This is a genomic window from Verrucomicrobiota bacterium (genome assembly GCA_016871535.1).
In the GTDB taxonomy this organism is placed as follows: domain Bacteria; phylum Verrucomicrobiota; class Verrucomicrobiia; order Limisphaerales; family SIBE01; genus VHCZ01.
In genome coordinates, this window is sequence record VHCZ01000283.1 from 1 (window position 1) to 7,743 (window position 7,743).

A 7,743-nucleotide genomic window follows, 5' to 3' on the forward strand; every position below is an offset into this window, starting at 1 on the left:
TGCCCAAAAACGGCTCTGGCACTACACTCGCAAGGAAGGAACGCACAATCGTTACTTCGCCACCCCTGCCGAGTTGTGTGCCAGTCTGTTCACCACTTTGAAGGATATCCAGCGGCACCCGGAAAAAATCCAAGGCCTATTGGAGCCATTTCTTTAATTATCGCTATGTAGCTTTATTGATGCGCTTCTGTGTAGCTAATTAATTATTGGAGAGCGTGTTTGAAAATACCCTTTGGCTGTAGCAGCCGAGGTAACGAGGCTCTGATTTCCTCAGCAATCAGAAGAAGCTGAAAAATTGAGCCTCTTTACATCGGCTTACGTCGGCTGCTGCGATTTGGCTATTTGTAGGAATTCCAGGTTTCCAGCCGCGCGACCCACATTCCGGGCTGCTTGGGTCGGCTGTGGTAATGGGCTGCGATCCAGACCTTTTGCTTGCGCAACCGCTCGCCGTGTCCGTCGTAAAAAGCCACCGCGGCGCCTTCGTTGTGGCGGTAAAGCGTGGGCCCGCCGGTGCCGGCATCCTTGTAAGCTTGCACGCTGCCTTTCTGGCGCAAGCGGTCCCAGCCTTTGGTGTAATCGGCGCCCTTCCACTGCGACCACCAGTCATGGCCGTCGTGGAAGATAAGCTTTTGGGCGGGCTCTTGAACGAGACTCAGCTTGTGGCCCGCGTGATCTTTGCTGGCCAGCGCCCAGCTCCTTCCATCGGATGGATACCAGTCCTCGAAATTATAGCTGTAACTGGTGAGCGTGCCGCGGTTCTCCTTGTCGGAAAGCTTGGGGTTGTTGGCGTAGGCATAAAGGGCAGGGCGGAAAATGGCGGTGTCACCCGGACACCGGTATTCGGTTGGCGTCTGCACGTTGGAATTGGCGTTTTTGCTGTAGCCAATAAGATCGCGGAAGGATTGGTTGCCCATCCAAATCTGCGTGCTCCCGTCCCTCCGCAGTTCAATCAAAGGAACGCTTTGGTCCTCATGATCCGTCGCGTAAATCGTGTTGGCGATGGCGAATTGCCGGAGATTGTTCAGGCAGCCAGCAGCGTGACTGGCTGACTTCGCTTTCGCGAGGGCCGGAAGCAGCATGGCCGCCAGAATGGCAATGATGGCGATAACGACGAGCAGTTCGATCAGGGTGAATCCGGGTCGCAACGATTGTGTCGGAGCTAGCTTGAGAGTGGGTCTGGTGTTCATGAATCCCAGTATAGCTTTTCGCGCAGGCTGGTTCAACCTCCCTCATCCTATCACAGGCTCAGAGCGCGTCTCAATCCTCTCACCGATTCAGCCAGCGAACAGCGCAAGTAAGGCGCGGATTCTTCCGGGCGCCGGCTCAAAGGGCCTTCGTCGCCAGGGTCAACCCGTGCGTTCACAAACACCGGGCCGGGAGTTCGCAGGATTTCCGGCAAGGCGCGTTCGTAGGCCTGAGCGTCGTCGAAGGCGGACACGCGCGGGAAACCGGCCGACCGCGCGAGACCGGAGAAATCCACCGACCGCGCGCCGGGGATCGGCTGGTTCCCGGTGATCTCATAGGCATCGTTTTGGACAACGAACAGAATCAGGTTCCTGGCCCCGGTGTTGACGATGGTGACCAGCGATCCCAGCGTCATGAGCATGGAGCCGTCGCCGTTGAGGCAAATCACCTGGCGCTGCGGTTGCGCCAATGCAATCCCCAGAGCGAAATCCGCGGCATGGCCCATGGCGCTGTCCGCGGAGGCAAAATCGAGGGGATGATTCGAGAACTGCGCCCACGGCCGCACCGTGCCCATCGTCGTCACGACGACCTGGTCTGTGCGCAGCCGGGCCAGGGGCTCCAGGAACTGGCGCTTGGTCAGGAAGATCACCTCTTGATGCGGTCGCTCACCTTTCGAGGAAATTCAGGGCAAAGCCTTGAAGCTTCCAACTGGCCTGTAGCATCGAAAAAAATCATCCTGCCGTCGGCCTGGCAAATCCATACCTCTACAGCGCCCCGCTTCAGATACAGATTCTTCTTCTGCTCCATCTCGGCCATCGTGTTGCTGGAGGAAACGACTTCAATGCAAATCTCAGGGGCACGCTCGAAGGCATCTTTCGTAATCTCGCTTTCGTAGGTCTGCGGCGCGACCCACGCGACCTCCAGCGTTTTCGTGCCGTCATCGGTGTCCACCGCGACTTCCGGCAGGATGTAACCATCCGGTTTGAGCTCATAGAGCAATCTTTGAATCGCGCCCTGAAATCCGCTGTGAATTGGTTTGTGAGGACTCATGAGAATTTGGCCTCGGCCGTTCAACTCAATCTTGTACGGCAAATCGTGCAGGGATGGATCAGCGCAGACGTCGGACCATTTCATCTTCATCTTGATCGCAAAATTCCCAACCGCGGAATCGACCGTCAATCCGAATCACAGACGCCAGCCCTCTTCAAACACTCTCTGAGCCAGCGGTTCTCTGAGTCATTCAACGGCGGAGGTGGCGGTTGCGCGGCGTAGTCGAGCAACCGCTCGTAGCCAACCAAATCAAAGCAAGCCTTCACCCCGGCCTGCAAATCCAGCGGCACATCCGGATCGGGACGCAGCAACGGCACGGGCACCGTAGGCAACCGATCGCTCAACGCCACCGGCCAGACTTCCGTGCGAGGGCGGCGGTTCGTCCGGCTTAAGAAAATAAAGTAGGGTGCGGGCGGTAACTGGCCTTGCAGCGCGATCCGTTCGCCCTGTCGCAACAAATCGATCTCCAACAAATGCGTTTGAGTCCGCAGAATTTCCAGACGGCGCTGGTTATACTCGCGCGCGCCGTCACCACGTTTGTTCGCCGGCGAAAGAATCTCAATCAGAGTCACGAGACGCCGATGCGCCACATCTCGAATCTCCACGCTGAGCAGCGGCACCTCCTCCAGCAAAGGGCTGGGCAGATCCACAGCGGGCGCAGTGATCGTTCTTTCCGTAGAGCTCTCGCGAAGCATGTCCGGTTCAGGAGCATCCACCACGTGCACATCCGGATAGATAACGCGCGATGAATCCCAACCGAAGATTCCAAGGTCAGCGCTCTGCAAAACGTGGCGTTTGGCCAGCAGCGCGGCGTATTTTGGCGGCAGCAATGGGACCAGTTGGGCGCGAATCGCGTGCGCGAAAGTTGCATGAAACTCCTGCCACATTTCTCCTTCGAGATACGGATCCATGCCTGGGAACGGAGAAGCCATGAGATTTGAGGGATTCAGGCCAAAGCCGTGATGGACAGTGGCTCGGCGAACGGCGATTCAGCTTGGCGGCCCGTCATGAATCGACGTTAGCGCCAGGCAAACCAGCCGTCAAAAGCAATGAAGCAATGTTTCGGATTTTGAAAACTCGAAGTTCGGATTTGCCGCGTCGGGAGTTCAGGTCGTGTCCCGCGTGATCAACAAGGCCACCGGTTGGCCGAGGCTCTGCGCTTTGCGAAAGGCTTCTGAAATCCTCGGCACGTCGGAGTCCTCATGGAGAAAGTCGAACGGAACACCCCACGCTTTCAAGGTGGGTTCGGTGAGGACCGCCGCCGAATCCAGGCCGGCCTGACTGAGCAGATCGGCGCTCAGAACTTTGGGCGACACTTTCAAGCCGCTGGCCGCCAGCTTCGCGTAGCCGCGATACGTGACCAGGCAAAGCAGCGGCACCCGCATGCGGATCGCCGTGCCGCGGAGCGCGTCGCCGGTTTCGAGCAGGCCGGTGTTTTGAATGAGGACGACTGGAATCTTGCCGCCCGTCCAGAGCCCGGCCGCGATGGCGAAGGCTTCGCCTTCCCGCGTCACGAGGACGACTTCAATCGTTTGGTCAGCCCAAAGCAAGTTCAGCAGAGCTTTCGAGGAATTGTCCGGCACGGAAAGAACGTGCGTCACGTTCAGCCTCTTCAATTCATCCAGGATCAGCCGGGCTTGGGGCATCAGGGCATGGCGAAGCCGTTGTCTAGTTTTTCCTCAACCGATAGAACCGTGTCGGTCCGGCAGCGGCGTCGGTGAAAGTTCGGTTGCCGCCTTCGGAAGTGATCTGAGCCGCTGGAATCGCGGTCCACCCTGTGGTGGACAGGGCGGTGTTTGTCTCGAGGGTGTAATCGCTGGCGGACACAGGCCAGGTGATCTTGATTCTGTTTTCCGCCACGGCCTGGACCGTGATCCTCGGCGCGGCCAGCGGTTGGCCGACCGAAATCAGGTATTCGAGCACTTCGCTTTCGTTCTCGAACACATCCACGACCTGCACTTCCATCGTGTAAATCCCGGGAGGAAGCTGAGCCATGTTGACCACGAGCCCATCGATCCCATTCTGCGGAATCACGATGCTTGCTTTGCCCAGAACATCGTCGCTCTCCCACTTGTCGGGGTCGTCGCCCTGGCGGCGTTCCAGGTAATAAACGGGCGTCAGTTTGCCTCCCGGTTCAACATCGACCCCTTGCGGCGCCAGGTCCTCGACTTCTGCGTCGAGGACTTCGATCACTTCCCCCTTATTCCCGCTGATTTGCGTGAGCAACGCCACGAATTGAGTCTCCGCCGAGCCGGGCGGTGTGTATTCGGCGAAGCTGACGAGAATGTCGCTGCCTACATCCTCGAAGAAACCGCCCAGGACGACCGCGTTTGTCCCGGCGGTGTTGCTGAGCATGGGAAGCGCGCCGTTCCATTGGATGTTGTAAGTGCCGACGCCTTGGACTGGGGCATAGAGCACCTCGCCGAGATACACGTATTCGTTGGTCTTGGTCGTGAAATGATTGTCCACAATCGAGGCAAAGATCGCGTAAGAATCCGCGCCATCGACCACTTTCACACGCAGGCTCGCAGGTTGCGCGAGGGAAGCGGAGAAGGGCCTTTGGGAGTTGCCAGGTTGTGCCAAGCCCGCGGGGCCAACGTCCGCAGCCGCGATGTCAGGAGCGACGGTGTCGCCCGTTTTGTTCTCCGTCACTTTGGCCAGGAATTTCGACCAGGTGGAGCCTGGCTTGGATGAAATCGCCAGGGCCAGATAGGCCGGGTTGTCCTTCGCCCCTTCCACCGGATAATACGCAGACAACCCGTGCGTCTGCTGCTTTTTCGCGCCGCGCACCAAGGCGACGACCATGCTATCGATGCTGGCGACGAGGCTGGTGGCAGCCGCCTTCAAGGCCGCGCCCGTCGTGGCGTCGGCTACGAGTCGATCCGCCAGTTCACCGAGGTCGATATAGTCCGTGGGTTTGCCGATGTCTTTCACGCCGGAGAGCGAGTATTGCGTGGTATCGAGTCTCAGCCGAGGAAGCGCCAGGTTCTGGGGCGTCGCGCTCTGTTGGAGTAGCGACGAGAAGGCGTTGAACTTCTCCTCGAACGCCGCGTATTTGGTCAGATCGTAAAGCCCATGAGCGGCCAGCGCTAAATCCGAGTCTTTGCCTGGCTGCATGTGGTGCGCTTCCCAGGCCTTCACCTCCGCCCGCCCGAAATCCAGCGCGCTGGCGGCCGGGTTGGCTTTCAAAAAGTTGAACGCTGCCTCGTAATCCCAGCCGTCGCCGTAATCGATCTCCGGGCAAGCGATGAAAACGTCGGTCAACGGCACGAAATCCGTCAACACTTCCGCTCCGCCCATCAAGCACGTGTCGAACGCAACGAATTCCCATTTGGTGATTCCGGCCGTTTGCATCGCGGCGCTCACGGCCTGGCGAATCTGAGCCGTGGAGAGAATGCCTTTGTCTTGCAACGTGCCATCCTGAGAATCACCGCCGAATCCTTGCCATTGTCCGCCATGATTCCACATCACCAGGCCGTAGCGGTCCGCCGGATATTTCTGCGCCGCCCAGGTGATGAACTGGGTCAGAACGGCGGGATCGTCCAAATTCAACTCGGCGAGGCGTTCGACTGGAACCGTCGTGATCGCGTTCGGATCACTGTCTTTCTGGATCAGGAAGCGGCTGACCCCTTTGGCGAGATCGGCGGGCAATCCCGCGGCGGCATTTCGCTCCGAAGTCGCGTCGAAATCGGCCTGCAGAACGACGTTGAAGTCCGGTCCGCTGCCGGCCGCTTCCATTTCCTGCATGTCCACGATCAGACTGCCGGACAAGTTATGATCCGCGTGACCGTAGATCATGATCGTCCAGCGGTTGCGCGAGGGCGGAGGCAGACTGCGGACGGACAACAACGCCGCCGCGCTCGTCACCGAACCCGCCGGGTTGCTCACGGTCGCCGAATAGCTCCCTGCGTTCGAGGCTTGCACGCTGCTCAACGAGAGCACCGGTGTGGTCGCGCCGGGAATATCGACGCCGTTGAATTTCCACTGATAGCTCAACGGCGCATCGCCCGTGGCCACGACGGTGAAAGTGACGTTCGCTCCGGCATCGACGGTTTGGGCCTGGGGTTGCTGCGTGATCGAGGGCGGCGCGGACGGGCGCGTCACCGTCAAGGTGGCCGATGAACTCGTCACGGAACCGCCCGCATTGCTGACGACCACGGTGTAGCTTCCTGCATTGGCCGCCTGCACGTTGCTCAACGTAAGCGTCGGACTGGTCGCGCCGGCTACATCCGAATTATTAAACTTCCATTGATAGCTCAACGGCGCAGTGCCCGTGGCCGTGACCGTGAAGCTTGCCGACGCGCCGGTTGCGACAGTCTGACTCTGAGGTTGGCCGGTGATCGCCGGCGGCGTGGCCTGAGCCGGCATTGTAAATCCGATCGTCAAGCTTGGCGCGGTCGCCGGGTCCTCGCTGGAGCCGAAGCGGCGGGCCGTTTGCGCCGTGGCTTCGGCCTGGCTAATGAGCATCCAACCGAAATTCGAGCCGGGATCAGCCAACCAAGCTTGGACATCCGCCACCAAATCCGGAGTTGAGGCAAATGTAAAGTTTCCCAGACCCGCGACCAGGCTGGAACCGCTGGCCTTGGCGACGTAATCCGCCGGCGCGGCTGCGCCAGGAGCGCTCCACAACGTCGCCGGAAACCGGCGTGCGTTCCAGGTTGCTTCTCCCGCCGAGGCTGGATCACCAACGATCCCTGTCTTTGTGCCTTCACCCCAGTCCTGGAGAACTCGATGAAGCCCGAATGTGGACGCGACCGCACCCGGTGGGGCTTTGGTGACTCGGAGGGTCATCGTGACGGAAGTGACCGTGGCATTGGCAGGCACTTCTCCAGCCAGATCGAACCGGATCAACGCCCGGCTCTTGAGATTCTTGGCGGTCGTGCCCGCAGCCAGATCGCTCGCACCAAGGTTGCTATCGGGATTCGTCTCGAACAAAGAAGTGTCCGCGACGGACTGCAACGTCACGGTGGCGGCGAGGCCGTCAGCAGCAAGGGCGTTGATGAAGAGGCCAACAAGGAGAGTTTTCTTGAGCATAAAAGAGTAGTGCCGAACCGACGACCCGTGTCGGCTTGATCCGGTTGTCTAGATTAGCTGCGTGTCGCTCCGGTCGAGATCATTCGGCTCGCCGGATACAATCACGGAATCCAGAACGACGCAAGTGGCGGAACGAAGCAGAATGAAACAGAGGGCGCATCTCCGAATAAGGACACTCCGTAACGGATCGTAGCGCAGACTTGAAGTCTGCCGTATCGCCGATTTGGAATCGGCGGCGGCCGGGCCAATTCCAAAGCGCCAGGACTTGCCGGTGCCCTGCGGAATGCAATTCCGCGATACGGCAGATTGAAAATCTGCGCTACGCGGGCGGTTCGGCCAGTCTCAGCGCCCGCATTCGGAGATGCGCCCACGCGGTGAGCGTGAGCTTGACAGCGATCTCGTCTCTGGAACCGTCGCTCCATGCCAAAAGTGGCCATCGTAACCGGCGCCGGCAGCGGCATCGGCCAAACCGTT

At 59.4% G+C, this 7,743-nt stretch carries 6 protein-coding genes; all 6 read right to left on the reverse strand.

The window, feature by feature from the left end:
• Positions 1 to 338: 338 nt before the first annotated feature.
• On the reverse strand, positions 339 to 1,187 hold the full coding sequence (locus FJ398_23845; protein MBM3840930.1) for a prepilin-type N-terminal cleavage/methylation domain-containing protein: 849 nt from the start codon (positions 1,185 to 1,187) through the stop codon (positions 339 to 341).
• A 50-nt stretch (positions 1,188 to 1,237) separates the two neighbouring features.
• A complete protein-coding gene (locus tag FJ398_23850; GenBank protein MBM3840931.1) occupies positions 1,238 to 1,834 on the reverse strand; it encodes a thiamine pyrophosphate-binding protein in 597 nt (198 codons plus the stop codon).
• Positions 1,831 to 2,319, reverse strand: a complete 489-nt coding sequence (locus tag FJ398_23855) for a Uma2 family endonuclease (GenBank protein MBM3840932.1) — start codon at positions 2,317 to 2,319, stop codon at positions 1,831 to 1,833. The genes FJ398_23850 and FJ398_23855 overlap by 4 nt, the downstream gene beginning before the upstream one ends.
• 41 nt (positions 2,320 to 2,360) lie before the next feature.
• The gene (locus FJ398_23860; protein MBM3840933.1) at positions 2,361 to 3,167 is read right to left on the reverse strand and encodes a DUF4058 family protein; all 807 of its coding nucleotides are present in this window, start codon (positions 3,165 to 3,167) and stop codon (positions 2,361 to 2,363) included.
• 174 nt (positions 3,168 to 3,341) lie between these two features.
• Positions 3,342 to 3,881: a hypothetical protein gene (locus tag FJ398_23865; protein ID MBM3840934.1), complete on the reverse strand. Its 540-nt coding sequence runs from the start codon at positions 3,879 to 3,881 to the stop codon at positions 3,342 to 3,344.
• A 22-nt stretch (positions 3,882 to 3,903) separates the two neighbouring features.
• On the reverse strand, positions 3,904 to 7,269 hold the full coding sequence (locus FJ398_23870) for a hypothetical protein (GenBank protein MBM3840935.1): 3,366 nt from the start codon (positions 7,267 to 7,269) through the stop codon (positions 3,904 to 3,906).
• Positions 7,270 to 7,743 lie beyond the last annotated feature (474 nt).

Excerpts from the sequence above, each read along its gene's own strand:
- FJ398_23845 (MBM3840930.1), bottom strand. The coding sequence starts at position 1,187 with ATGAACACCAGACCCACTCTCAAGCTAGCTCCGACACAATCGTTGCGA.
- FJ398_23855 (MBM3840932.1), bottom strand. The coding sequence starts at position 2,319 with ATGAAATGGTCCGACGTCTGCGCTGATCCATCCCTGCACGATTTGCCG.
- FJ398_23860 (MBM3840933.1), bottom strand. The coding sequence starts at position 3,167 with ATGGCTTCTCCGTTCCCAGGCATGGATCCGTATCTCGAAGGAGAAATG.
- FJ398_23865 (MBM3840934.1), bottom strand. The coding sequence starts at position 3,881 with ATGCCCCAAGCCCGGCTGATCCTGGATGAATTGAAGAGGCTGAACGTG.
- FJ398_23870 (MBM3840935.1), bottom strand. The coding sequence starts at position 7,269 with ATGCTCAAGAAAACTCTCCTTGTTGGCCTCTTCATCAACGCCCTTGCT.